Origin of the sequence: uncultured Methylibium sp., assembly GCF_902826655.1 — a bacterium.
Lineage (GTDB): Bacteria > Pseudomonadota > Gammaproteobacteria > Burkholderiales > Burkholderiaceae_C > Methylibium.
This window is the reverse complement of record NZ_CADEFR010000042.1, coordinates 1-23048: the sequence shown is the minus strand read 5'-3', so window position 1 is coordinate 23048 and position 23048 is coordinate 1. Positions and strand designations below refer to the sequence as shown.

At 70.5% G+C, this 23048-nt stretch carries 24 protein-coding genes; 21 read left to right on the top strand and 3 right to left on the bottom strand.

Annotated elements, in window-relative coordinates:
• Positions 1-68 precede the first annotated feature (68 nt).
• The 15 genes from fliF (at position 69) to QZV97_RS15170 (ending at position 12926) form a co-directional block, all read left to right on the top strand.
• Positions 69-1748 carry a flagellar basal-body MS-ring/collar protein FliF gene (gene fliF, locus QZV97_RS15240; protein WP_295643899.1) on the top strand — a complete coding sequence of 560 codons (1680 nt, stop codon included), beginning with the start codon at positions 69-71 and terminating at the stop codon, positions 1746-1748.
• 18 nt (positions 1749-1766) lie between these two features.
• Positions 1767-2762, top strand: a complete 996-nt coding sequence (gene fliG, locus QZV97_RS15235; RefSeq protein WP_295643896.1) for a flagellar motor switch protein FliG — start codon at positions 1767-1769, stop codon at positions 2760-2762.
• Positions 2746-3516, top strand: coding sequence for a flagellar assembly protein FliH (locus QZV97_RS15230; RefSeq protein ID WP_295643893.1), 771 nt, complete (start codon positions 2746-2748; stop codon positions 3514-3516). The genes fliG and QZV97_RS15230 overlap by 17 nt, the downstream gene beginning before the upstream one ends.
• Positions 3513-4922, top strand: a complete 1410-nt coding sequence (fliI, locus tag QZV97_RS15225; protein ID WP_295643888.1) for a flagellar protein export ATPase FliI — start codon at positions 3513-3515, stop codon at positions 4920-4922. The genes QZV97_RS15230 and fliI overlap by 4 nt, the downstream gene beginning before the upstream one ends.
• Positions 4923-4944: 22 nt before the next feature.
• The gene (gene fliJ, locus QZV97_RS15220; RefSeq protein WP_295643885.1) at positions 4945-5412 is read left to right on the top strand and encodes a flagellar export protein FliJ; all 468 of its coding nucleotides are present in this window, start codon (positions 4945-4947) and stop codon (positions 5410-5412) included.
• Between the two features lie 39 nt (positions 5413-5451).
• Positions 5452-6663, top strand: a complete 1212-nt coding sequence (locus QZV97_RS15215) for a flagellar hook-length control protein FliK (protein ID WP_295643882.1) — start codon at positions 5452-5454, stop codon at positions 6661-6663.
• 153 nt (positions 6664-6816) lie between these two features.
• Positions 6817-7425, top strand: a complete 609-nt coding sequence (locus QZV97_RS15210; protein ID WP_295643880.1) for a flagellar basal body-associated FliL family protein — start codon at positions 6817-6819, stop codon at positions 7423-7425.
• Between the two features lie 13 nt (positions 7426-7438).
• A complete protein-coding gene (fliM, locus tag QZV97_RS15205) occupies positions 7439-8440 on the top strand; it encodes a flagellar motor switch protein FliM (RefSeq protein WP_295643877.1) in 1002 nt (333 codons plus the stop codon).
• Positions 8433-8870, top strand: coding sequence for a flagellar motor switch protein FliN (gene fliN, locus QZV97_RS15200; RefSeq protein ID WP_295643874.1), 438 nt, complete (start codon positions 8433-8435; stop codon positions 8868-8870). The genes fliM and fliN overlap by 8 nt, the downstream gene beginning before the upstream one ends.
• 7 nt (positions 8871-8877) lie before the next feature.
• Positions 8878-9219, top strand: coding sequence for a flagellar biosynthetic protein FliO (locus QZV97_RS15195; protein ID WP_295643871.1), 342 nt, complete (start codon positions 8878-8880; stop codon positions 9217-9219).
• Complete coding sequence (gene fliP, locus QZV97_RS15190) at positions 9206-9997, top strand: flagellar type III secretion system pore protein FliP (RefSeq protein ID WP_295643867.1); 792 nt, start codon at positions 9206-9208, stop codon at positions 9995-9997. The genes QZV97_RS15195 and fliP overlap by 14 nt, the downstream gene beginning before the upstream one ends.
• A gap of 11 nt (positions 9998-10008) precedes the next feature.
• A complete protein-coding gene (gene fliQ / locus QZV97_RS15185) occupies positions 10009-10278 on the top strand; it encodes a flagellar biosynthesis protein FliQ (RefSeq protein WP_295643865.1) in 270 nt (89 codons plus the stop codon).
• Between the two features lie 39 nt (positions 10279-10317).
• Positions 10318-11088, top strand: a complete 771-nt coding sequence (fliR, locus tag QZV97_RS15180) for a flagellar biosynthetic protein FliR (protein WP_295643861.1) — start codon at positions 10318-10320, stop codon at positions 11086-11088.
• Between the two features lie 146 nt (positions 11089-11234).
• Positions 11235-11861 (top strand): M48 family metalloprotease, encoded by a 627-nt coding sequence (locus tag QZV97_RS15175; protein WP_295643858.1) that lies wholly within the window; start codon positions 11235-11237, stop codon positions 11859-11861.
• 174 nt (positions 11862-12035) lie between these two features.
• Entirely contained in the window at positions 12036-12926 is an 891-nt protein-coding gene (locus tag QZV97_RS15170; protein ID WP_295643855.1) for an SAM-dependent methyltransferase, read from the top strand.
• A gap of 9 nt (positions 12927-12935) precedes the next feature.
• Here QZV97_RS15170 and QZV97_RS15165 read toward each other — a convergent pair whose 3' ends face one another.
• The 3 genes from QZV97_RS15165 to QZV97_RS15155 form a co-directional block, all read right to left on the bottom strand.
• The gene (locus tag QZV97_RS15165) at positions 12936-13358 is read right to left on the bottom strand and encodes a GFA family protein (RefSeq protein ID WP_295643852.1); all 423 of its coding nucleotides are present in this window, start codon (positions 13356-13358) and stop codon (positions 12936-12938) included.
• Between the two features lie 138 nt (positions 13359-13496).
• Positions 13497-14129 carry a response regulator transcription factor gene (locus QZV97_RS15160; RefSeq protein ID WP_295643849.1) on the bottom strand — a complete coding sequence of 211 codons (633 nt, stop codon included), beginning with the start codon at positions 14127-14129 and terminating at the stop codon, positions 13497-13499.
• Between the two features lie 46 nt (positions 14130-14175).
• On the bottom strand, positions 14176-15351 hold the full coding sequence (locus QZV97_RS15155) for a response regulator (protein ID WP_295643846.1): 1176 nt from the start codon (positions 15349-15351) through the stop codon (positions 14176-14178).
• Positions 15352-15537: 186 nt separating this feature from the next.
• Here QZV97_RS15155 and QZV97_RS15150 point away from each other — a divergent pair, with 186 nt between their 5' ends.
• The 6 genes from QZV97_RS15150 to QZV97_RS15125 all read left to right on the top strand — a co-directional run bounded on the left by QZV97_RS15150 (position 15538) and on the right by QZV97_RS15125 (position 22951).
• Complete coding sequence (locus QZV97_RS15150; protein WP_295643843.1) at positions 15538-15957, top strand: hypothetical protein; 420 nt, start codon at positions 15538-15540, stop codon at positions 15955-15957.
• 63 nt (positions 15958-16020) lie between these two features.
• The gene (locus tag QZV97_RS15145; RefSeq protein ID WP_295643840.1) at positions 16021-16383 is read left to right on the top strand and encodes a response regulator; all 363 of its coding nucleotides are present in this window, start codon (positions 16021-16023) and stop codon (positions 16381-16383) included.
• 19 nt (positions 16384-16402) lie between these two features.
• The gene (locus tag QZV97_RS15140; RefSeq protein ID WP_295643837.1) at positions 16403-18532 is read left to right on the top strand and encodes a chemotaxis protein CheW; all 2130 of its coding nucleotides are present in this window, start codon (positions 16403-16405) and stop codon (positions 18530-18532) included.
• A 59-nt stretch (positions 18533-18591) separates the two neighbouring features.
• Complete coding sequence (locus QZV97_RS15135) at positions 18592-20379, top strand: methyl-accepting chemotaxis protein (RefSeq protein ID WP_295643833.1); 1788 nt, start codon at positions 18592-18594, stop codon at positions 20377-20379.
• A gap of 82 nt (positions 20380-20461) precedes the next feature.
• A complete protein-coding gene (locus QZV97_RS15130) occupies positions 20462-20983 on the top strand; it encodes a chemotaxis protein CheW (RefSeq protein WP_295643830.1) in 522 nt (173 codons plus the stop codon).
• Between the two features lie 36 nt (positions 20984-21019).
• Positions 21020-22951 (top strand): methyl-accepting chemotaxis protein, encoded by a 1932-nt coding sequence (locus tag QZV97_RS15125; protein ID WP_295643828.1) that lies wholly within the window; start codon positions 21020-21022, stop codon positions 22949-22951.
• The last annotated feature ends 97 nt before the right edge of the window (positions 22952-23048 follow it).

The window sequence follows — 23048 nt, the reverse complement described above, 5'->3', positions numbered from 1 at the left end:
GAAACCGCTTCGTCGCGACCGACCCACGAGACACCCCCGAACCACACGCGACGCCCACACCTCCGACGATGGACACCGCACTTGCCACCGTGAACTCCGCCCCGGCCGCCGCGCTGGCCCCGGCCGACGGCTTCGGCTCGCGCCTGGCCGCGCTGCCCGCCGGCCGCAAGGCAACGCTGGCCCTGGGCCTCGCGGCGCTGGTCGGCATCGCGCTGGCGATGTCGATGTGGTCGTCGCAGGGCAACTACAAGGTGCTCTACGCCGGCCTGTCCGACAAGGACGGCGGCGCGATCCTCGCGCAGCTGTCGCAGATGAACGTGCCCTACCGGCACGCCGACGGCGGCGCCGCCATCCTGGTGCCGGCCGACAAGGTGCACGACGTGCGCCTCAAGCTCGCGTCGAGCGGTCTGCCCAAGGGCAGCATCGCCGGCTTCGAGCTGATGGACAACGCCAAGTTCGGCCAGACCCAGTTCCAGGAACGCCTGACCTTCCAGCGCGGCCTCGAGGGCGAGCTGACGCGCTCGATCTCGGCGCTGTCGGCCGTGCAGGCCGCGCGCGTGCACCTGGCGCTGCCCAACCAGAACGGTTTCTTCCGCGAGCAGCAGAAGCCCAGCGCCAGCGTGCTGCTGACCCTGCACCCGGGCCGCACGCTGGACCGCGCGCAGATCGCCGGCATCGTGCACCTGGTGTCGTCCAGCGTGCCCGAGATGAACCCCAAGGCGGTGAGCGTGCTCGACGCCAGCGGCGCGCTGCTGTCGACCAGCGGCGACAGCGCCGCGTCCGGCAGCGGCCTGGACGCCGAACAGCTGCAGTACCGCCACCAGATCGAGGCCAACTACACGAAGCGCGTGCTCGACATCCTGGAGCCGGTGCTCGGTCGCGACAACCTGCGCGCCCAGGTCACGGCCGAGGTCGACTTCTCGCAGACCGAGTCGACCTCCGAGCAGTACGCGCCCAACCAGGGCGAGAAGACGCAGGCCACCGTGCGCAGCCAGCAGACCAGCGAGTCCGCCGGCGGCGGCAGCGCCACGCCGGCCGGCGTGCCGGGGGCCACCAGCAACCAGCCGCCGGTGCCGGCGACCGCGCCGATCAACGGCAGCGCGCAGGCGATGCAGGCCGCCCAGGGCGGCGGCGCCAGCGGCGGCAACAGCCGGCGCGAGGCCACCACCAACTACGAGGTCGACAAGACCGTGCGCGTGACGCGCAATGCCACCGGCACCGTCAAGCGTCTCAACGCCGCGGTGGTGCTGAACCACAAGTCGAACACCGACGCCAAGGGCAAGACCACCACCACGCCGATCCCGGCCGAGGAGATGGAGAAGCTCACCGCGCTGGTCAAGGAGACGATCGGCTTCAACGAGACGCGCGGCGACTCGGTCAAGCTGATCAACGCCCCCTTCAAGATCGAGAAGCCGGTCGCCGAGGAGCCGCTGCCGCTGTGGAAGCAGCCCGAGACCCAGGACCTGCTGCGCTCGCTGGCCGTGCCCGGCGCGCTGACGCTGCTGGCGCTGATCGTCGTCTTCGGCGCGATCCGCCCGGCGCTCAAGGCGGCGACCCCGGCCAGGCCGAACCGTCAGCTCGACGCCGTGGTCGACGACGCGAACGCGCTGCCGCTGCCGCAGGCCCCGCTGGCGCTGGAAGCCCCGGTGGCCGACAACCGCCTCGAGCAGGCGCGTGTGCTGGCCAAGGAGAACCCGGCCGCGCTGGCCAACATCGTGCGCGGCTGGTCCGCCAAGGAAGCGGCGTGAGCCGGGAGTCGAGCTGACATGGATGCCCAAGGTATCGAAGACGCCGCGATCCTGCTGATGTCCCTCGGCGAGGAAGAGGCGGCCGAGGTCTTCAAGCACCTCGCGCCCAAGGAAGTGCAGCGCCTCGGCGAGACCATCGCCAAGATGAAGACCGTGCCGCGCGAGCGCTTCGAGCAGGTGCTCGAGCGCTTCAGCGGCGACGCCGCCGACACCAGCATGCTGGTCAGCGACACCGACGAGTACGTCAAGGCCGTGCTGCGCAAGGCGCTCGGCGACGACAAGGCCAACCTGCTGATCGACCGCATCCTGCAGGGCGGCGACGTGTCCGGCATCGAGAGCCTGAAGTGGATGGACCCGGCCTCGGTGGCCGAGCTGCTGCGCAACGAACACCCGCAGATCGTCGCGGCGATCCTGGTGCACCTCGAGGCCGACCAGGCCGCCGACGTGCTGAAGAACTTCGTCGAGCGCCAGCGCAACGAGGTGATGGTGCGCGTGGCCACGCTCGACGGCATCCAGCCCAGCGCGCTCAAGGACCTGAACGAGGTGATGAGCAAGGTGCTGGCCGGCGGCGAGCGCATGAAGAAGTCGATGATGGGCGGCGTCAAGCCCGCGGCCGAGATCATCAACATGATGGGCTCGACGATCGAGACCTCGGTGCTCGACTACATCCGCGAGGCCGACGGCGACCTGGCGCAGAAGATCATGGACAACATGTTCATCTTCGACGACCTGCTGAAGATCGACGACCGCGGCATCCAGGCCCTGCTGAAGGAAGTGCAGAGCGAGTCGCTGGTCATCGCGCTCAAGGGCGCTGCGCCCGAGCTGCGCGAGAAGGTCTTCACCAACATGTCGACGCGCGCCGCCGAGACGCTGCGCGAGGACCTGGAGTCGCGCGGCCCGGTGCGCGTGAGCGAGGTCGAGGCCGAGCAGAAGGAAATGCTGAAGATCGTGCGCCGCCTGGCCGACGAAGGCCAGATCGTGCTGGGCGGTGGCGGCGATGACCAGTTCCTTTGAACGCAAGCTGGGCGCGACCCCGGACCCGCGCGATCCGTCGGCCCGCAGCCGGCGCAGCGATGCGGCCGACGGCGGCCCTGCCTCCGGCAACGCCTACGCGCGCTTCATCCCACGCGAGGAAGTGCGCAGCTTCGCGGCCTGGACGCCCGGCAGCTTCGGCGGCAGCGGCAGCGCGGAGGCACAAGCCGCCGCGAGCGCGCCGCCGCTGACGCCCGAACTCGTCGCCGCACAGCTGCAGGCGGCCCGCCAGGGCGGCTACCAGGACGGCTACCGCGACGGGCTGGTCGCGCTCGAAGGCTTCAAGCAGAGCTACGCGCAGCAGGTCACGGCCCAGGTCGCGGCGATCGCCACCGCCTACCGGGCGCAGGTCGAACAGCTGGAACAAGGCCTGGCCGCGCAGGTGGCCGAGATCGCGATCGCGCTGGCGCGCCAGGTGGTGCGCAGCGAGCTCGCCGCACGCCCCGAGCTCGTGGCCGCCGTCGCGCAGGAAGCGCTGGCTGCCACGCTGGTGTCGGCGCAGCAGATCGCCGTGCACCTGCATCCCGACGATCAATCGCTGGTCGCCCAGCACGCCGGTGAGGCCCTGGCCGCGCGCGGCGCCCGCCTGGTGGCAGACGCCAGGGTCGCGCGCGGCGGCTGCGTGGTCGAGACCGAGGTCGGCGTGATCGACGCCGGCATCGACGCGCGCTGGCGCCGCGCCACCGAGACCATGGGTCGGCCGAGCGAGCTCGTCCCCGGCGACCCCGAAGCATGAGCTCGCCCGCACCCGCCCTGTCACCGACGTGGCAGCGCTACCTCGACGACCTGAAGGCACATGCCACGGGCCCGACGCCGCTGGAAGCCCAGGGCACGCTGGTGCGCGTCGCCGGCCTCGTGCTCGAGGCCGCCGGCATCCGCGTGCCGGTCGGCTCGGTCTGCGAGGTCCGCATGGCGGGCCAGGCGCCGGTGCTGGCCGAGGTCGTCGGCTTCGCCGGCGACCGCGCCTACCTGATGCCCACCGGCGAGCTGCACGGCCTGGCCAGCGGCGCGCGCGTGGTGCCCCGCGCCAGCGTCGGCGAACCGCCGCGCCTGGGCGCCGCCAGCCACCCCTGGCGCCGCAGCGAGGACCGCACCCGCCACCTGCCGATCGGCGACGGCCTGCTGGGCCGCGTGGTCGACTCGCACGGCGTGCCGCTCGACCGCCTGGGCCCGCTGTCCGGCGCCCGCAACGAGCCGCTGGTGCGCCGCCCGATCAATGCGATGGACCGCGACCCGGTGCGCGAGCCGCTGGACACCGGCGTGCGCGCGATCAACGCGATGCTGACCGTCGGCCGCGGCCAGCGCATCGGCCTGTTCGCCGGCTCCGGCGTCGGCAAGTCGGTGCTGCTGGGCATGATGGCCAAGTACACCGCCGCCGACGTGATCGTCGTCGGCCTGATCGGCGAACGCGGCCGCGAAGTCAAGGAATTCATCGAGGACATCCTCGGCGAGGAAGGTCTCCAGCGCTCCATCGTCGTCGCGGCGCCCGCCGACGCGCCGCCGCTGACGCGCATGCAGGGCGCCGCCTACGCGACCGCGATCGCCGAGCACTTCCGCGACCGCGGCCAGCACGTGCTGCTGCTGATGGACAGCCTGACGCGCTATGCGATGGCGCAGCGCGAGATCGCGCTGGCGATCGGCGAGCCGCCGGCCACCAAGGGCTATCCGCCGAGCTGCTTCGCCAAGCTGCCGCAGCTGGTCGAGCGCAGCGGCAACGGCCTGAACGGCTGCGGCTCCATCACCGCCTTCTACACGGTGCTGAGCGAGGGCGACGACCAGCAGGACCCGATCGCCGACGCCGCGCGCGCCATCCTCGACGGCCACATCGTGCTGTCGCGCGACCTGGCCGAGGGCGGCCACTACCCGGCCATCGACATCGAGCGCTCGGCCTCGCGCGTGATGCACAACGTCGCCGCACCCGAACACCTGCAGGCCGCGCGGCGCCTGCGCCAGCTGTGGTCGCGGGTGCAGAAGGCGCGCGACCTGATCGCACTCGGCGCCTACGCGCCGGGCCACGATGCCGAGCTGGACCTGGCCGTCAAGCAGCACGACGCGATGCGCGCGCTGCTGCAGCAGGACATGCACGACGCCGCACCGCTGACCGACAGCGTGCGCCAGCTGCGCCAGCTCACCGCCATCTGAAGAACACCACGGGGGATCCGTCATGACCGCACTGCAACCGCTGCACACCCTGCTCGAACAGATCGGCATCGAGCGCGACGCCGCGCTCGCCACCCACCAGCGCCTGCTGCTCGCGCAGCGCGGCGCGCAACAGCAGGCCGAGCAGCTGACCGCCTACCGCCGCGAGTACGCGCAGCGCTTCGGCGGCCAGTTCCAGCGCGCCGGTGCGGTCGAGCTGATGCAGTGCTACCAGGGCTTCATGGCGCGCCTCGACGAGGCGGTCGTTCAGCAGCAGCACATCGCCACGCAGGCCGAGTCGCGCACCGACGCGGCCCGGGCCGAGCTGGTGCAGGCCGAGCAGCGCGTCGCGGCCGTCACCAAGCTGATCGAGCGCCGCAGCGCCGAGGCAGTGCAGATGCAATCGCGCCGCGAGCAGAAGGAGACCGACGAGCTGGCCGCTCGCGGCGCCTGGCTGCGCAACGCCACCACGGCCGCCTTCGGCGCCTGCTGATCCCCCACCGGACACACACACCGGATCCGCGACGACCCCATGAACGTTTCCGTTCCGATTCCCACCGCCCTGCCGACCCCGCCCGGCGGTGGCCGCGGCCTGCCGCAGGCCGAGCCGTCGCGCGCCGGCTCGCCCTTCGCCGGCCTGCTGGGCGAACAGCGCCTCGCACTGGCCCGAGCCGGCGACGCCCGCCATGGCCGCAGGACCGACGACGCCGCCACCGACCGCAACGACGATGCGGGCCCGAAGCTCACCGAGCCGCCGGCCGCACCGGTCGCTGCCGAAACCCGACCAGCCGACGGCCAGCCCGCCGCCGACGAGACGCCCGTCGACCCGACCCATCCCGAGACCCCGGCGCCGATGCTGGACTGGTTCGCCACCTGGCAACCCGAGCCTGCGATCGCACGCGGCTTGCCGGGCGCGGACGCCGCGGCCGCGGTGCCGACCGAGCCGGCACCGACCGCCAGCGATCTCACCGCGGTCGAGTCCGCCGACGCCCGCAGCGGCCCGGCGCGCCGCCCGGACGCGGCCGCGATCGCGGCCGACACCATCGCCGACGCACGCGGTCGTCTCGCGCTGCGTGCCGCATCGCACGACGCGCTTCAGGCGCGCGCCCACGACGAGGCTGGCCGCGCCGAGCGCCCCGCCGAGATCCTTCAATCGAAGGCAGTGCAGTCCGAAGGTGAGCACCTGCTCGCCAAGGACATGACGCCGGCTCGAGCCGACCCGCCCGTGGCCGAGGCGCGCAGCGCCGACACCACGGCCGCGCTGCTTGCGCCGCCGGCTGCCGCGCCGCCGGCCGCCTCGAGCGCCGCGCCGGTGCTCACGCTGGCCACGCCGCTGGGCTCGCCCGACTTCTCGCAGGCCCTGGCCGCCCAGCTGACCACGCTGGCCCGCGACGGCGTGCACGAGGCCCAGTTGCAGCTCAACCCGGCCGAGATGGGCCCGATCGCGGTGCAGATCGTGGTCGACGGCAGCCAGGCCCAGGTCGACTTCGCGGCCGCCCAGGCGGCCACGCGCCAGGCCCTCGAGGCCAGCCTGCCCAGCCTCGCCGCGGCGCTGCAGACGCTGGGCCTGACCCTGAGCGGCGGCGGCGTCTTCGAGCAGGGCTCGGCGTCGCACGACGAGCGCCCGGGCGAGCCGGCATCGCGCGGCCCGCGCCGCGTCGGCGGCAGCGGCGAGCCGTCGGCGATCGGCGGCCAGACGGTCGCGCTGCGCGCCCGCGCCGGCCTGCTGGACCTCTACGCCTGAGCCGGCCCCGCTGCGCGCGCCGGGACGAGGGAAGGGCCGGTTTCGCCCCCCTTATCCCCGGTTCGGCCACGGGGCCGCCTCGAATAATCCTTCTCATCCCCTGCGTCCGGCGGCCTGCGCCGCGGGCGCGCGCATGGCAAGGAGTCCTCTGAAATGTCTGCCGCTGCAGCCGATGCCGTCGAAGTACCCGTCAAGAAGGCGGGGGCCAAGCTTTCCAAGAAGCTGGTGCTCATCCTCGCGGTCGTCCTGCTGCTGGTCGCGGTGGGCGGTGGCGCCGCCTTCTACCTGATGAAGCAGCGCGCAGCGGCCGCCGCGGCGGCGGCCGAAGACGGCGACGACGAGGGCCATGCCGCCGCGGACCACGAGCCGGCCAAGCGCGACCCCAAGAATCCACCCAACTTCCTGCCGCTCGAGCCCTTCGTCGTGAACCTCGCCGACCGCGAGCAGGAGCGCTACGCCCAGATCGGCGTGACCCTGCAGGTCGACGACGCCAAGGTGGCCGAGCAGCTCAAGCTCTACATGCCGGCGATCCGCAACGGCGTGCTGATGATCCTGGCGCACAAGACCTCGGCCGAGCTGCTGGAGCGTGCCGGCAAGGAACAGCTGGCCGCCGAGATCATGCGCGAGGCCGTGCGCCCGCTGGGCATCGAGGTCCCGGCCGAACCGGCCGCGACCGGCGGCGAGCCGCGCAAGAAGAAGCGCGCGCCGCCGGTGCACAACCCGGTCGAGCACGTGCACTTCTCGTCCTTCATCATTCAATGAGCGGGCTGCCGGCATGAACCAGCAGATCCTCAGTCAGGACGAGGTCGATGCCCTCCTCCAGGGCATCACCGGCGTAAGCCAGAAGCTCGAGACCGAGGAGGTCGAGCACGGCGCGATCCGCGACTACAACCTGGCCAGCCAGGAGCGCATCGTGCGTGGGCGCATGCCCACGATGGAGATCGTCAACGAACGCTTCTCGCGCAACATCCGCGTCGGCCTGTTCAACATGATCCGGCGCACGCCGGAGGTGGCGGTCGGTGGCATCAAGGTGCAGAAGTACAGCGCCTTCCTGCGCGAGATCGTCGTGCCGACCAACTTCAACATCATGAGCGTGCGGCCGCTGCGCGGCAGCGGGCTGGTGGTGTGCGACCCGACGCTGGTGTTCGCCGTCATCGACGCGCTGTTCGGCGGCGCGGGCAAGTTCCACACGCGCATCGAGGGCCGCGACTTCTCGCCGACCGAGCAGCGCGTCATCGTGCGGCTGGTCGAGGTGATCGCTGCCGAGTACAAGAAGGCCTGGGCCGGCGTCTACCCGATCGAGCTGGACTACCAGCGCTCGGAGATGCAGCCGCAGTTCGCCACCATCGCGGCGCCGAGCGAGATCGTCGTGACGACCTCGTTCACGCTCGAGATCGGCGAGACCAGCGGCACCATCCATTTCTGCGTGCCCTACGCGACGCTCGAGCCGATCCGCGACACGCTGTACTCGGCCACGGTCGGCGACTCCAACGAGCCCGACCGCCGCTGGGTCAAGCTGCTGACGCAGCAGATCCAGGCTGCCGAGGTGGAGCTGGTCACCGAACTGGCGCATGCGCCGGCCACCGTCGAGCAGCTGCTGGCCTTCAAGCCCGGCGACTTCATCGAACTGGACCTGAGCCAGGTGGTGCAGGCCAAGGTGGACGGCGTGCCGGTGTTCGACTGCCAGTACGGCACGAGCAACGGCAAGTACTCCATCAAGATCGATCAACTGCTGACGAACCAGGGCATGTCCTGGCTGGGAGAGCACCATGGCTGAGGCCGCACCGACCAACGAGCAAGACGACATGGCCGCCGAGTGGGCGGCCGCGCTGGAACAGCAGACCACCACGGCGCCGGCGACCGAGGTCGTGGCCGCCGCCGAGCAGGTCGCGCCGGCCGCGTTCACGAACTTCACGCCGACCGCGGCGGGCGGCGCGGGCAACGACATCAACATGATCCTGGACATCCCGGTCCAGCTGACCGTGGAGCTGGGTCGCACGCGCATCCCGATCAAGCACATCCTGCAGCTCGCGCAGGGCTCGGTGGTCGAGCTCGACGCGATGGCCGGCGAACCGATGGACGTGCTGGTCAACGGCTACCTGATCGCCCAGGGCGAGGTGGTGGTCGTCAACGACAAGTTCGGTATCCGGCTGACGGACATCGTCACCCCGAGTGAACGCATGCGGCGCCTGAGCCGCGGGATGTGAGCCCGGCATGACCGGTTCGCTCGGCTTCGGCCTGCTGTGGTTCGTCGTCATCCTGGCGCTGATCCCGCTGGCGCTGTGGCTGCTCAAGCGCACGCCCTACGGCGCGGCGATGAGCGGCGCCGGGGCCGCGTCGCGCGTCGTCTCGACGCTGCCGCTGGGGCCGCACCAGCGCCTGGTCACCGTCGAGGTCGGCCAGGGCGACGAGAAGCGCTGGCTGGTGCTGGGTGTGACGCCGCAGGCCATCGCCACGCTGCACACGCTGTCGCCGCTCGAAACGCCGCCCGCCGCGACGCCGGTGGAGACGCCGTTCGCGACCCTGTTGAAGAAGGTGCGTGATGCGCGCCGCTGATCTGGCTGTTCTTTTCGCTCGTCACCGCCGCGGTGCGCTGATCGCTGCCGTATCGGTGTTGTCGGCGCTTCCTGCAGCGGCTTTAGCCCAGCAGGCCGGCGGCAACGCGGCGCTGCCGCTGATCGTCGGCCAGGGCGCCGGCGGCACCAGCTACTCGGTGCCGATCCAGACGCTGCTGTTCTTCACGGCGCTGTCCTTCCTGCCGGCCGTGCTGCTGATGATGACGGGCTTCACGCGCATCGTCATCGTGCTGAGCCTGCTGCGCCAGGCGCTGGGCACGCAGTCGGTGCCGCCGAACCAGGTGCTGATCGGGCTGAGCCTGTTCCTCACGATGTTCGTGATGGGCCCGACCATCGACAAGGTCTACAGCGAGGCCTACAAGCCCTACGCCGAGAACAAGATCGCCTTCGACGAGGCCCTGGCGCGCGGCGAGAAGCCGATGCGCGAGTTCATGCTCAAGCAGACGCGCCAGAGCGACCTGATGCTGTTCGCCCGGCTCGCCAAGCTCGACCCGGCGATCAAGGGCGAGGACGCGCCGTTTCGCGTGCTGGTGCCGGCCTTCGTGACCAGCGAGCTGAAGAGCGCCTTCCAGATCGGCTTCCTGATCTTCATCCCCTTCCTGATCATCGACATGATCGTCGCCAGCGTGCTGATGAGCCTGGGCATGATGATGCTGAGCCCGGTGCTCGTGGCCCTGCCCTTCAAGCTGATGCTCTTCGTGCTGGCCGACGGCTGGAACCTGCTGCTCGGTTCGCTGGCCGCGTCCTTCGTCACCTAAAGGTCACTCTCATGGATCCCCAGCAAGTCTTCTCGATCGGCCAGCAGGGCCTGATGCTGCTGCTCACGGTCAGCGCACCGATGCTGCTGACGGTGCTGGTGGTCGGCCTGCTGGTCAGCATCTTCCAGGCCGCGACGCAGCTGCACGAGGCGACGCTGTCCTTCGTGCCCAAGCTGATCGCTGCGGTCGCGGTGCTGGCGATCGCCGGCCCGTGGATGCTGACCTCGATCGTCGAGTACCTGCAGCGCACGCTGCAGTCGATTCCCACGGTCGTCGGTTGAAAGTCGTGATCGGCGATCTGTGATCACTGATCACCTTCCATGCTGACCTTCAACGACGCCCAGCTCACCGCCTGGCTCGCGCCGCTGATCTGGCCCTTCCTGCGGGTGCTGGCGCTGTTCACCACGATGCCGGTGCTCGGCATGCGCAGCGTGCCGGCGCGGGTGAAGGTGGCGCTGGCCCTGCTGATCACCGTCGCGGCGCAGCCCTCGCTGCCGGAGATGCCGGTGATCGCCCTCGACAGCGGTCTCGCCGTCGAGGCCGTGATCCAGCAGCTGCTGATCGGCATGGCGCTCGGCTTCGCGGCGCGCATCGTGATGGCCGGCATCGAGTTCGCCGGCGAGCTGATCGGCCTGCAGATGGGCCTGAACTTCGCGTCCTTCTTCGACCCCATCAGCGCCACGCAGGCCACGTCGGTCAGCCGCTTCTTCAGCACCAGCGCGGCCTGGCTCTTCGTCGTGATGAACGGCCACCTGCTGCTGACGGCCGCGGTGATCCAGAGCTTCCATGCCTTCCCGGTGGCCAGCCCGGACGCCGCGCCGCTGGCCTTCCTGGCCCAGATCCAGCCCCAGGCCTGGGGCACCGAGGTGTTCCGCCTGGGCCTGTGGATCGCGCTGCCGATCGTGACGATGCTGCTGTTCATGAACCTGGTGCTGGGCGTGATCGCGCGCGTGGCCTCGCAGATGAACATCTTCGCCATCGGCTTCCCGATCACCCTGGGCGTCGGCCTGATCGGCATCACGCTGACGCTGCCGCTGATGGAACAGCCCTTCACGGCGGCGCTGGAAAGGCTGCTGGCGCAGTTCCAGTAGGCGCCGGCGGGTCGGCTCCCGAGTCTGAACCCTCGACTCCCGGGAAAAGGCCGCGGAACCGGCCACTTTTGTTCAGTTCTGGCACGTAGATTGCGCGCATATTGGTAGCAACCCGAATCACTCGGGGTGTGTTCCGGAGGTGCCCAATGCGTGCTTTCCTGATGGCCTTGATGACGGCAGTGTCCGCACCAGCCTGGTGCGGCGAAGACATCCTGGCAGTCCTGCAGCGGTCGCAGCAGATGCAGCTGGACGCCCTCTCGGATGCCGCGGTGGCCGCGGACCACCCGGCGGCCCAGGTGGTGCAACGCAGCTTCGACCAGGTCAGCATCGCGATGGGCATGGCGCAGCCGGTCCGGCTGGTCGTCGTCCGCGGGCCGCTGCTGGCGGTCTGCCTGATGGGGCGGGTGGTCGCGGCGAACGTCTCGCTGGCCGACCTGAGCGAAAGCGAACGCCGCTTCGTGCTGGCCCACGAGCTGGGCCACATCGCGCACGGCCACTGGTCGCAGCTGGGCGAGCTCTACAAGCGCCACATCCCCGGCGAGGTCGTCAAGGAGCACACGGACGCGATCGCCGGCGTGCTGGGGCGCGAGGCCTCGCAGCTTTCGCACGAGCAGGAGTACGAGGCCGACGCCTTTGCGCTGCGCCTGCTGCGTCGCATGGGCGACCCGGACGACACGCCGCTGGTGCTGTTCCAGCACCTGCCGCTGGTCAAGGCCACGGCCACGCACCCCGGCACGCATCAGCGCGTCGCGCACCTGCGCACGCTGCGCTGAGCGGCCGCGGCAGCGCCGCGCGGTAACGATTCCGAACCCCGACCCCCCTTCCGAGCGAATGCCGGCGGCACCGGCTTCGCCTAGGCTCACTGCAGAGTCTCCGGCGACACCGGACCGGCTCGCAGCGCACGCCCAGACCCGAGACCCGGCACCAGGCGCCACCCAGGGGATCCCATGTCTTCCACCCAGGCCAGCAAGACGGCCGAGATCGCGGCCGCCGTGCGTGCCGCGCACCGGCGTTACGACCATCCGGTCGTCTTCGACGACCCGCACGCGCTGGCGCTGACGAGCCCGGCCTGGCGGGCCATCGTGCGCAGCCGCGTCCTGCACCGCCTGGTGGTGCGCCGGCTGCTGGCCGACTTCCGCAGCATCCACGCCGAGATGCTGGGCCGGGCCCGCTTCGCCGAGGAAGAACTGCTGCGCGCCGTGGCCGGCGGCCTGGGCCAGTACGTGATCATCGGCGCGGGGCTCGACTCCTTCGCGCTGCGCCATCGCGAACTGGCGCCGCAGTTGCGGGTGTTCGAGCTCGACCACCCGGCCAGCCAGGCGGTCAAGATCGAGCGGCTCGCGAAGATCACGACCGAACCCCTGGCCCACGTGGAGTTCATCGCCGCCGACCTCGAGCACGAGACGGTGGCCACGGCGCTGGCCCGCTCGGGCTACGACCGCGGCGCGCCGGCCTTCTTCGCGTGGCTGGGCAACACCTACTACCTGACGCCCGAGGCGATCGCCGGGACGCTGCGCGGGATCGCCGGGCTGGCCGCGCCCGGCAGCGAGCTGGTGCTCGACTACGCGCTGCCGGTCGAACAGCAGCCCCCCGAGGAACGGCGCGCCTTCCTCAAGGCGCAGGCCGCGGTCGAGCGGCGCGGCGAGCCCTGGCGCGCCTTCTTCACGCCGCCGCAGTTCGCCCGGCTCGCACGCGAGTGCGGCTTCGAGCTGATGGCGACCCTGTCGCCGGCCGAGCAGTTGCAGCGCTACTTCAGCGGCCGCAGCGACGGCCTGCGTCCGCCGGCCTGGGGCCACTTCGCCCACCTGCGACTGATGCGCTGGCAGACCGTGCCCTGAGGCGGGTGCTCAGGCGCGGCCGGGCTCCACGCCCGCGTGCTGCGGCAGGTCGTCGTCGATGGTCCACCACCCGGCCTTCGAGGCCACGTGGATGTGCGCCGCCGGACGCCCGGCGATCGGCGTGTCCAGCGTGCCGATGCGCAGGCGCAGGACCTCGGGCCGATCGTCGCGACGGCTGTGGATCGGCGAACCGCAGCGGGCGCAGAAGCTGCGCCACTTGCCGGGCGACGAGGCGTAGGCCGTCAGCACCTCGGCACCCGCCAGCAGGTGGAAGTCGGCCGCCCGCACCGGGGCATTGACGGCGAAGGCCCCGCCCTGGGCCTTGCGGCACAGGCTGCAGTGACACAGCACGATGGGGCCCGGCTCGCCGTCGATCCGGTAGCGCACCGCGCCGCACAGGCAGCCGCCGGTCAGGGGGGTCGGCTCGGTCATGTCGATGGAAGACTCAGGTCAGCTTCACCGGTCGAAAGACTCCGGCCCCCGCCAGCAGACGCCGTGGATCCGGCTCCGCCGGTCCACTGGCGTCGCCCCCTCGAGGGGGAGCGGCGAAGCCGCAACGGGGGTGGGCCACTAAACCAATCCGTTGCGGATCGCGTAGACCGTCAGCTCGGAGTTGTTCGACAGCGCCAGCTTCTCCAGCACGCGGGCGCGGTAGACGCTGACCGTCTTGGGGCTGAGCGTCAGCTCGGCCGCGATGTCCGACAGCCGCTTGCCCGATGCGATCAGCACCAGCGTCTGCAGTTCGCGGTCGGACAGCTTCTCGTGCGCCACCTCGGCGGTCGGGTGGCTCAGGCTCTCGGCCAGCATCTGCGCGATCTCGGGCGTGATGTACTTGCGGCCCTTGGCGACCGAGCGCACGGCCTCGACCAGCATCTTCGTGTCGCTGCCCTTGTTGACGTAGCCGTAGGCGCCGGCGCGCAGCGCGCGGATCGCGTACTGGTCCTCGGGGTACATCGACACCACCAGCACGCGCAGCGTGGAGCCTTCTTCCTTCAGGACGTGCAGCACGTCCAGGCCGCTGCGGCCCGGCAGGTTGATGTCGAGCACCAGCACGTCACAGCTGTGGTCGCGCAGCAGGCTGCGCAGTTCGCCGTAGTCGCCGGCCTCGCCGACCACCTCGATGTCCTGGGCGTCGGCCAGCGTGTCGCGGATGCCGCGGCGGATCAAGGCATGGTCATCGCACAGGATCACGCGGATCGTCATGTCCTGACTCTACCGTGCGCGCCGCGGCCGGGCCACCGGGCCGGCGTCAGAGCACGTCCCAGGACGTCGGGTCATCGGGGTCGTCGTGCAGTTCGTCGAAGCTGCCGACACCGCTGTCGCCGGGGCCGGACAGCGGCACGGAGAGGATGATCGTCGTGCCGCCGGGTCCGCTGGACAGGTCAACCCATCCGCCGACCTGGGCGGCCCGCTCGCGCAGGCCGCGGATGCCGAAGGAGCGCGCCTTGCCCAGGTCGTCCTGGTTCAGCCCGCGGCCGTTGTCGCTGACCTCCAGCGACAGCACCTTGCCGGCCACCGTGAGGTCGACCTGCACCCGCGTCGCGTGAGCGTGCTTGCTGATGTTGGTCAGCGCCTCCTGCGCCGTGCGGTAGGCGGCCAGCGGCACGCCCGGCGGCAGGGCCGGCAGCTCGTCGCGGCTGGTGCGGAACACGGTCACGACGCCGCTGCGCTTCTCGAAGCGCTGGGTCATCCACTGCAGCGCCGGGATCAGCCCCTGCTCCAGGATCGCCGGGCGCAGGTTGTGCATGATGCGCTGGCTCGACTCGATGGCCAGCGTGACGGTCTCGAGCGCGCCCTGGGCGCGCTGCGCGATCGCGGCGTCCCCGGTGTGGCGCTCGATCCAGGCCAGGTCGAACTTCAGCGCCGTCAGCGAGCCGCCGACGTCGTCGTGGATCTCGCGCGCGATCGCCATGCGCTCGGCCTCGATGTTGGCCTGCAGGTGCTGGGCCAGCTCGCGCAGCCGCTGCTCGCTCTGGCCCAGCGCCAGGTCGGCCTCCTGCTTGGCGCGCAGCGCCTCGATGCCGTCGATCGCGTGCAGCATCGCCGGCACCAGGCGCGCCAGGTTGTCCTTGAGCAGGTAGTCGCTGGCGCCGTTGAGCATGGCCTGCACGGCGACCTGCTCGCCGATCTCGCCGGAGATCAGGATGAAGGGCAGCATCAGCCGCGTGTCGCGCAGGATCTCCAGCGCCCGCAGCCCCGAGAAGCCCGGCAGGTTGTAGTCGGACAGCACCACGTCCCAGGGTTCCTCCAGCGCGGCCCGGTAGGCCGCCTCGGACTCGACCCGGACGGCCTCGGCATCGATGCCGCCGCGCCGCAGGTGGGCCAGCATCAATTCGTGATCGAGTTCCGAATCCTCCAGGTGCAGCACGCGCAGCTGCATCGGGGTGGCGGAGAGCGGCGTGGGCCGGCTGGACAGGTCGGGCATCGGTCGGAAGGCGGGCTGGAAAGCGCGGAACTGGCGGCCGTTTGGCCCGGTGATCTTGACACCGCGGCCCTGAGGGCTGTCGAAGAATTGTGCCAAGTCGCATCCGGCTGCACATGCGGTGCGCCGATCGCCGGTGCCGCGTGCCCGCAGCGTCCCGTTTCCGCAGAGTCCCGACCGATGACACCGATGCCACACGCCGAACCCCAAGACGCCGCCCTGCCGCTGCTGCTGGCCGCCGATCTGCAGGACCACCTGATGGTGGCCGGGCACGATCTCGAGCGCCTGCAACGCCTGCTGGCCGACACCTGCGACACGCTGATGGCGCGCTTCCACGGCGCACTGGGACAGATCGACGCGGCCGGCACCGACCGGCTGGACGGCGCCCGCAGCCAGCTCGCCGAAGCGGTGACGGCGCTGCAGTTCCAGGACCTGGCCTCGCAGCTGATCGCCCACACCCACCAGCGCCTGCGCAACTGCGCCGACCTGCTGGCCCACGACGCCTTCGGTCCCGACGCCGAAGGCGAAGCCGTCATCGCGCCGCCGCCGCTGCGGCCCAACCCGGTGACCCAGGACGAGATGGACGCCGGCTCGGTGGAGCTGTTCTAGCCCGCCGCCGACTCAAGTCACGCAACGACCCGCCGATACCCCCCGAGCAATCCGGAGACCCTCATGCATTCAATCCTGGCCGTGGACGACTCCGCTTCGATGCGGCAGATGGTGTCCTTCACCCTCAAGAGCGCCGGCTACAAGGTGACCGAGGCCGTCGACGGCAAGGACGCCTTCGACAAGGCCTCGATGGGGGCCTTCGACCTGGTCCTGACCGACCAGAACATGCCCAACCTCGACGGCATCGGCCTGACGAAGAAACTGCGCGAGCACCCGCAGTTCAAGGCCACGCCGATCCTGATCCTGACCACCGAGTCCAGCGACCAGATGAAGCAGGCCGGCCGCGCCGCCGGCGCCACGGGGTGGATGGTCAAGCCCTTCGACCCAGCCAAGCTGCTGGAAGTCATCAAGAAGGTCATTCGCTGACCAGGCCGGGGGAGTCGACATGGGTGAGATGAGCACCGAGGGCGCAAACGCCAGCGCCGGCATCGACCTGAGCCAGTTCTACCAGGTCTTCTTCGAGGAAGCCGGCGAGAACCTCGACCGCATGGAGCAGCAGCTCCTGGCGATCGACGTGGCCGCGGCCGACGACGAGGAACTCAACGCGATCTTCCGCTGCGCGCACTCGATCAAGGGCGGCGCCGCCACCTTCGGCTTCGCCGACGTGGCCGAGCTGACGCACCAGATGGAGACGCTGCTGGACAAGCTGCGCCGCCACGAACTCGAGCCGACGCCGGCGATGGTCGACGTGCTGCTCGCCTCGGGCGATGCGCTGCGCTCGCAGCTCGGCCGCCACCAGGGCGCCGGCGGCGAGGTCATCGACACGACCGAACTGCTGGTCAACATCCGCGCCTTCGTCGCCGGCGGCGGCGCCGTCGCGGCGGCGGCGCCCGCGCCGGCCGCGCCGGCGATCGCCGCCCCGGTGATGGCCGTCGAGGCCGACGTGCCGGTGGCGCTGAACGGCGACCGCATCCTCGAGCTCGTGCTCGGCCCGCTCGATCGACCCGAACTCGCGATCCACATCGTCGAGCTGTTCAAGGAGATCGAGGGCCTCGGCACCATCGAGGCCATCGACGGCGGCATGCCGCAGGACGGACTGCGCCGCTTCAAGGTGACGACCTCCAGCAGCGACAGCGACCTGCTGGACCTGTTCAACTTCCACGTCGCGCGCGAGCAGTGCGTGCTGCGCCCCTTTGCCGGCGAGCGCGTCGCGCCGGGCTACGGCTTCCACGCCGGCGCACCGGGCTCGCCGATCACCGAGGAAGACAAGGGCTACGGCTTCTTCGACGAGGCCCCCGGCGCACCGGGCAGCCACGCCGACGCCGCGGCCGCCGCGCCGGCGGCGGCGACCGCGGCCGCCACCAGGCCGGCCGCGGCCAAGGCCGACGCCAAGGCGCCGGCCGCGACGCTGGAAGCCGCGTCGATCCGCGTGTCGGTCGAGAAGGTCGACCAGCTGATCAACCTGATGGGCGAGCTGGTCATCACCCAGGCGATGCTGGCGCAGAACAGCGCCAGCCTCGACCCGGTGCTGTACCAGAGCCTGGTCTCGGGCCTGACCGCGCTGGACCGCAACACCCGCGACCTGCAGGAAGCGGTGATGTCGATCCGCATGATCCCGATGCAGACCGTGTTCAGCCGCTTCCCGCGCATGCTGCGCGACCTGGCCTCCAAGCTGGGCAAGAAGGTCGAGCTGGTGACGGTGGGCGAGGCGACCGAACTCGACAAGAGCCTGGTCGAGAAGATCACCGACCCGCTGACCCACCTGGTGCGCAACTCCTGCGACCACGGCGTCGAACTGCCGGCCGAACGCCTGGCCAGGGGCAAGTCCGAGACCGGCACGATCACGCTGGCCGCCAGCCACCAGGGCGGCAGCATCGTCATCGAGGTCAAGGACGACGGCAAGGGCCTGTCGCGCGAGAAGCTGCTGAAGAAGGCGCGCGAGCGCGGCCTGTCGGCGCCCGACACGATGACCGACTCCGAGGTCTGGGGCCTGATCTTCGAGCCCGGCTTCAGCACCGCCGAGGTCGTGACCGACGTGTCCGGCCGCGGTGTCGGCATGGACGTGGTCAAGAAGAACATCACCGCGCTCGGCGGCACGGTCGAGATCGACTCGGCCGAGGGCTACGGCATGCGCGTCGCGGTGCGACTGCCGCTGACGCTGGCCATCATGGACGGCATGAGCGTGGGCGTCGGCGAGGAGGTCTACATCCTGCCGCTGTCCAGCGTCGTCGAGAGCTTCCAGATCGGCGAGGACTCGGTCAAGACCATCGGCGGCAACGGTCGCGTGGTGGAAGTGCGCGACGAGTACATGCCGGTGCTCGAGCTCGAGCGGCTGTTCAACGTGCCGCGCTTCGACCTGGGCAAGGCCAGCGGGATCATGGTCGTGATCGAAGCCGAGGGCGGGCGCGTCGCGCTGATGGTCGACGAGCTGCTCGGCCAGCAGCAGGTCGTGGTCAAGAACCTCGAAGCCAACTACCGCAAGGTCCAGGACATCTCGGGCGCCACCATCATGGGCGACGGCCGCGTCGCGCTGATCCTCGACGTGGGCTCGCTGGTCCGCCGCTCGCGTCACTGAATTCCGTCACAGCGGGCGCGGACCGGGGGGTCTTCGCCGCGTTCCTCCGAGGGTAGAAGATGAAGCTCAATCAACTGAAGATCGGTGCGCGACTCGGCGTCGGATTCGGCGCCGTGCTGGTGCTGGTCGTCGCGATGGTCGGTCTGGCCTACACGCAGCTCGAAGGCCTGCGCAGCGACTTCACCGAATCCGCCGAGCTCGAGCGCCGCGCCGCGATGGCCGACGAATGGCGCGGTCTGACCCATCTCAACGCGAGCCGCACGCTGGCCATCGCCAAGTCTGGCGGACACCCGGAGTTGCAGAGCTACTTCGCGCCGCGGATCAAGGAGACGAGCGAGCGCATCACCAAGATCCAGAAGGAACTCGAGGGTCACCTGGTCTCCGCCAAGGGCAAGACCCTGTTCGCCGGGATCGCCGACCAGCGCAAGGCCTACATCGCCGAGCGCGACATCGTCTTCGCCCTGATGAAGGCGGGCGACCTGGCCGGCACCAAGGTGGCGCTCGAAGGAAAGATGGTCCCCGCCGCAGAGGCCTACGTCGCAGCCATCACCGGCTTCCAGCAGTTCGAGCGCGAACTCGTCGCGGAGACGGCCGAGAAGCTGCAGGCGAAAGTGCGCAGCGCCGAACTCTCGATGCTGGTCGCAGCACTGGTCGCGTTGGTGCTGGGCAGCGTCAGCGCCTGGATCATCACGCGCTCGGTCACCGCGCCGCTGCGCCAGGCCGCCGAGGCGACCCGCACGATCGCCGCCGGCGACCTGACCGGACGCATCGAGGCCGAAGGCCGCGACGAGGTCAGCGCGCTGCAGCAGAGCCTGCTGGAGATGCAGGCCTCGCTGCGCAAGACCATCGGCGCGGTGCGTGCCGGCACCGACAGCATCACCACCGCCAGCAGCGAGATCGCGACGGGCAACGCGGACCTGTCCTCGCGCACCGAGCAGACGGCCAGCAACCTGCAGCAGACCGCGTCCTCGATGGAGCAGCTCACCGGCACCGTCAAGCAGACCGCCGACTCGGCCCGCACCGCCAACCAGCTGGCCTCCTCCGCCCAGGCCTCCGCCGCCAAGGGCGGCCAGGTGGTCTCGCAGGTCGTCTCGACCATGCAGGACATCAACGCCAGCTCCAAGAAGATCGCCGACATCATCGGCGTCATCGACGGCATCGCCTTCCAGACCAACATCCTGGCGCTCAACGCCGCCGTGGAAGCGGCCCGCGCCGGCGAGCAGGGCCGGGGCTTCGCGGTGGTGGCCGGCGAGGTGCGCAACCTCGCCCAGCGCTCCGCCCAGGCCGCCAAGGAGATCAAGGGCCTGATCGGCGCCAGCGTCGAGAAGGTGGAGTCCGGCTCCCGCCTGGTGGCCGATGCCGGCCAGACCATGGGCGAGATCGTGGGTTCGGTGCAGCGGGTCTCCGACATCATCGGCGAGATCACTGCCGCTGCGGCCGAGCAGTCCGACGGCATCGGTCAGGTCAACACGGCCGTGAACAACCTGGACCAGATGACGCAGCAGAACGCCGCCCTCGTCGAGGAGTCCGCCGCCGCGGCGGAGAGCCTCAAGGAGCAGGCGGTGAGGCTGGCCGCCGCGGTCGCGGCCTTCCGCGTCGACGAGAGCGCGCATCGCGCCTCGTCGCCCGCACCGACCCTGGCGCTGGCAGCGCCGAAGCCGGCCGCGACGCCCAAGCCGACCCCCAAGCCGACGACCCAGCCCACGACCGCGCCGAAGGCCGCCGCCAAGCCGGCCGCCGCCCGGTCCGTCCCGACCGCGCCGGCGCGACCCGCTGCAGCGCCGGCAGCCGTCGCGGCCCGACCGGCCGCGGCCGAAGCCGCCGGGGGCGACTGGGAGACCTTCTGAGGTCGCCCCGACTCCAGTTTCCGATCCACGCGCCGAAACCCATCCAACGTTGCGGCCCGACCGCGCCACGAGGACCTTTTCCATGGACATGATCAACGACGCGACCCAGGTCGCCCGCCACGAAGCGCAGCGCCAGGGCGCCGGCAGCAAGGCCCAGCCGGGCCGCGAGTACCTGAGCTTCCGCCTCGGTGCCGAGGAGTACGGCATCGACATCCTCAAGGTGCAGGAGATCCGCTCCTACGAGCCGCCGACCCGCATCGCCAACGCCCCGGCCTTCCTGAAGGGCGTCATCAACCTGCGCGGCGTGATCGTGCCGGTGGTCGACCTGCGCGTGAAGTTCGGCTGCGACGCCGAGATCAACGCCATCACCGCGGTGATCGTGCTGGGCGTCAAGGGCCGCGTGATCGGCGCCGTCGTCGACTCGGTCAGCGACGTGCTCGAACTGCCGCACGAGGCCGTCAAGCCGGCGCCGAGCATGGGCTCGGTGGTCGACACCAGCCACCTGATCGGCATCGCCACGGTCGCCGAGCGCATGCTGATCCTGATGGACATCGAGTCGCTGATGAGCAGCGCCGACCTCGGCGTCATCGACGCCGCCGGCTGACCGCCGACCACCAAGTCATCCGGGGGGATCGACGACATGAAGCTCTCTACTGGCGGCCAGGGCTCCATCGCCCGCCGCATCTCGGTGATCGGCAGCGCCAGCCTGCTGGTCGTGCTGATGCTGATCTGCGGCGTGATGAGCGTGCTGGCGACAGACCGCTCGCGCGAGCGCATCGTCACCTGGGTCGGCGACAAGACGCAGTCGGTGGCCGACTCGATCGACGCCTTCGACCTGACCTCGCGCGTGCTGGTCGAGAAGTTCTTCTCGACCTTCAAGCAGGAGTTCGGTCCGGACTTCACGCACGACGAAGCCAAGGTCGACCTGTCCAACTTCGGCCAGCCGCTGGCCGGCAACTTCACCGCCGTCGACCGCTTCGCGGCCAACACCGGCGGCGTGGCGACCGTGTTCGCCCGCACCGGCACCGACTTCAAGCGAATCACGACCTCGCTGAAGAAGGAGAACGGCGAGCGCGCGATGGGCACCTTGCTGGCCAAGGGCCACCCTGCCTATCCGCTGATGCTGGAAGGCAAGACCTACACCGGCCCGGCCGTGCTGTTCGGCAAGCCCTACATGACGCGCTACGAGCCGATCAAGGCCGCCGACGGCAAGGTCATCGGCATCCTCTTCATCGGCTTCGACACCCAGGCCTTCCAGACCTCGCTCGACAAGCTGGCCGCGGGCACGCGCTTCTTCGACACCGGCGGCGTCTACGTCGTCGACCCGAAGAAGGCCTGGAACGAGGCCACGCTGGTGATGCATCCGCAGGCCGCCGGCAAGAAGCTGGCCGACGCCTTCGGGGGCCAGGAAGCCTTCTTCGAGTCGCTCGCGAAGGCCGAGCACGGCTTCGTGATGAAGGCACCCGGCGTGTTCGACGCCGCGCACCAGGACGCCTGGGCCGTGCTGCGCAAGAGCCAGGCCACGGGCCTGTGGGTCGTCGCCGAGGTCTCCGACCGCGAGGCGATGGCCACGCACTGGGGCACGCTGATCCCGTTCTGGGCCCTGCTCGGCACGGCGACCGTCGGCCTCGGCCTCGGCCTCTTCCTCATGATGCGCCGCTCGGTGGCGCGTCCGCTGCGCGACGTGCAGCGCGCGGTGCATGCCGTCGCGCAGGGCGACCTGACGCAGCACTTCCACAGCGATCAGCGCGACGAGATCGGCGACGTGATCCGCGAGGTCGAGGCCATGCGCGCCCGCCTGGCCGGCACGATGGGCTCGGTGCGTCACTCGGTCGAATCGATCAGCACGGCCTCGAGCGAGATCGCGACGGGCAACGCGGACCTGTCCTCGCGCACCGAGCAGACGGCCAGCAACCTGCAGCAGACCGCGTCCTCGATGGAGCAGCTCACCGGCACCGTCAAGCAGACCGCCGACTCGGCCCGCACCGCCAACCAGCTGGCCTCCTCCGCCCAGGCCTCCGCCGCCAAGGGCGGCCAGGTGGTCTCGCAGGTCGTCTCGACCATGCAGGACATCAACGCCAGCTCCAAGAAGATCGCCGACATCATCGGCGTCATCGACGGCATCGCCTTCCAGACCAACATCCTGGCGCTCAACGCCGCCGTGGAAGCGGCCCGCGCCGGCGAGCAGGGCCGGGGCTTCGCGGTGGTGGCCGGCGAGGTGCGCAACCTCGCCCAGCGCTCCGCCCAGGCCGCCAAGGAGATCAAGGGCCTGATCGGCGCCAGCGTCGAGAAGGTGGAGTCCGGCTCCCGCCTGGTGGCCGATGCCGGCCAGACCATGGGCGAGATCGTGGGTTCGGTGCAGCGGGTCTCCGACATCATCGGCGAGATCACTGCCGCTGCGGCCGAGCAGTCCGACGGCATCGGTCAGGTCAACACGGCCGTGAACAACCTGGACCAGATGACGCAGCAGAACGCCGCCCTCGTCGAGGAGTCCGCCGCCGCGGCGGAGAGCCTCAAGGAGCAGGCGCTGCGGTTGACCGAGGCGATGAAGGAATTCAGGCTGAGTGTCTGATTTCGTTGCCCGCTGGTTGCGGGGGGACGCGCCGGGTCTCGCCCCGGCAGGCGAGTCACTTTCTTTGCTGGCTCAAAGAAAGTAACCAAAGAAAGAG